Source organism: Streptomyces sp. NPDC002690, assembly GCF_053592415.1.
This window is the reverse complement of the sequence record NZ_JBSFVR010000629.1, coordinates 1-2,443: the sequence shown is the minus strand read 5'-3', so window position 1 is coordinate 2,443 and position 2,443 is coordinate 1. Positions and strand designations below refer to the sequence as shown.

Here is a 2,443-nt window from a genome sequence, read left to right as displayed (position 1 = left end):
CTTCGAGTCCTGAGTGTCCCCGGTGCGCCGAGCGTGCTGACCGTCCGGCCGGGGCCCTGCGGTACGGGGCCCCGGCCGGACGTTCCGCGGATCGGTCCCTGCCGTCGGCCGGCCGTCAGCTCTTCGAGCAGCTCGGCAGGGCGGCCGTGTCCCCGGTGCGGATCTTGTCCAGGGACTTCTTGGCGTCGTCGATCGTCTTGACCCGGACCAGGGTGAGGCCGGACGGAGTGTCGGCCGCGGCGGCGGCGCAGTTCTCGTCGGGGGTGAGGAAGTACCGCGCCCCGGCGTTCCGCGCGCCGACCAGCTTCATGTTGATGCCGCCGATCGGACCGACCGTGCCGTCGTCGTCGATGGTGCCGGTGCCCGCGACGAACTTCCCGCCGGTGAGCTGACCCGGCGTGAGCTTGTCGACGATACCGAGCGAGAACATCAGCCCGGCGCTCGGACCGCCGACGTCGGCGAGGTTGATGTCGATCTCGAACGGGAAGGTGTGGTCGGTTCCCGCCTGGATGCCCACGATCGCCCGGCCGTCGTCGTCCGCCTTGCGGGTGGTGAGCGTGACGTCCTGGGAGCCCTCGGGTTCCTTCCCGGCCTTCTCGGCGGCGGCGGCCCGCTCGGCCGGGACGACCGTGAACGTCACGTCCTGGCCGGCGTCGCGCTTGCTCACCAGCTCGGCGACGTCCGCCGGGTCCTTCACCGCGGTGCCGTCCACGGACTTGATGACGTCGCCCGCGTGGAGCTTGCCCTCGGCCGCTCCGCCCTTCACGACGGTCGACACGATGACGCGCGAGGTCACCGGGATGTCCAGTTCCTTCAGGGCGGCGACCTTGGCGCTCTCCTGGGACTGGCTGAACTCCTCGGCGTTCTCCTGCGTGGACTGCTCCTCGGTCTTCCCGTCCGGGTAGAGGGTGTCGTGCGGCACGATCACACTGTCGTGGGCCAGCCAGCCGTACACGGCCTCGACCAGGTTCATGTTGTAGTCCGCGCCGGTGACGCGGACCGTCGTCATGTTGAGGTGCCCCGACGTCGGGTAGGTCTTGCGACCGGAGATCTTCAGTACCGGGTCGCCGTTCGCGTCGCCCAGCGTGTTGACGGTCGGCCCCGGGGACATCTCCGCGTACGGCACGGGAAGCACCACGCCCACACAGATGAGCGCGATGAAGATGAGAGTCGAGGCGAGCATCGTCGCGGTGCGGCGTGGCATGGAACGACAGTACGGGAAGCACCTGTCAGTGCACCGCCGGGGCCGGTCCGTACGAGCTCGGCGGGGGCGGGGCAGCAAATCGGAGGCTCACGGTCCGCTCATGGCGCGACCAGTGCGCGGGAGGTGCGCGGACGGAGCGGGGGCGTCGCGGGGCGACGCCCGATGGGCGGTCGCGATCGGCTGACGCGGTCCTCGTCGTCACCGTCGTTCGTCAGACGGCGTCGGAACCGGAGTGCGATCTCTCCATCGCTTCCCGGAACCGGGCATACCCGGCGAGTTCGGTGACATCGCCGGTCGTGCGGTTACGTGCGGCCCAGCCTCCCCATATCGCCGCGCCGAGAGCGGCGAAAAGCGGAATCAAGAGCCATGCGAGTGCGGCCACTACGACCTCCCTACCCCATGAGCGACCGCGAGTGGCGGTCTGCGAATTGAACCAGCGGCAGGACCAACGCTGCTGGCCGGGGGGCGGTTACGCAAATCGGGCCTGATCCGTGCCCGTACGGTTTGCGGCAGGAAAACCCGGGTCGGGCGGTCACCCGGTCGTCCGGGCCGTACCGGCCCCTTCAGCAGGCGCCGACCCATTCCTCGGTGCCGTCCAGGAAGCGCTGGTGTTTCCAGATCGGCACCTCGTGCTTGAGGTCGTCGATCAGCTTCCGGCAGGCCTCGAACGCCTCCGCCCGGTGCGGGCAGGCCACGGCCACCACTACCGCCAGATCGCCCACGTCGAGTTCACCCACTCGATGGACGGCGGCCAGCGCGCGAACCGGGTAGTCCGCGGCGACCTTCTCCGCGACCCTGCGCAGCTCGTCCTCGGCGGACGGATGGCAGGAGTAGCCGAGCGCCCCGACGTCCTGGCCCCCGTCGTGGTTACGCACCGTGCCGACGAAGAGCGCGATCCCTCCGGCCGCGTCGTCCCCCACAGCCCGGAAGACCTCGTCCACGGAGAGTGGGGTCTCGCGGATCGCGAGGAGCCGGAGCGGGTCGATCCCGGCCCGCTCGCCGGGGTGATCGTCCAGGGATGTCATGGGGCCATGGTGCCGCACGCACCGGCCTTGACGGAAACACGTGTTCCCTCGCACGGGGCGGCGGACGCGGCCGGGCCCGGCGCCCGGGTCAGATCCGGCGGCGGGCCTTGCGGGCGCGGCGGACCAGCGACTTCAGGCCAAGCTGGAGGGGTGGCTGGAGGACGCGGCGGCCTACGTCGTCACCACCTACCGCACCGAGATCACCTCGCTGATC

2 protein-coding genes are annotated in these 2,443 nt (G+C 70.5%); both read right to left on the bottom strand.

What is annotated here, in order from left to right; all coding sequences use genetic code 11:
* Positions 1-115: 115 nt before the first annotated feature.
* Positions 116-1,204, bottom strand: coding sequence for a YlbL family protein (locus ACWD3D_RS36075; RefSeq protein ID WP_451464885.1), 1,089 nt, complete (start codon positions 1,202-1,204; stop codon positions 116-118).
* 563 nt (positions 1,205-1,767) lie between these two features.
* Positions 1,768-2,229, bottom strand: coding sequence for a molybdenum cofactor biosynthesis protein MoaE (locus ACWD3D_RS36070; protein WP_451464884.1), 462 nt, complete (start codon positions 2,227-2,229; stop codon positions 1,768-1,770).
* Positions 2,230-2,443 lie beyond the last annotated feature (214 nt).

What these genes read in the sequence shown, in the direction of transcription:
- ACWD3D_RS36070 (WP_451464884.1), bottom strand. Translation starts at nt 2,229, where the DNA reads ATGACATCCCTGGACGATCACCCCGGCGAGCGGGCCGGGATCGACCCG.
- ACWD3D_RS36075 (WP_451464885.1), bottom strand. Translation starts at nt 1,204, where the DNA reads ATGCCACGCCGCACCGCGACGATGCTCGCCTCGACTCTCATCTTCATC.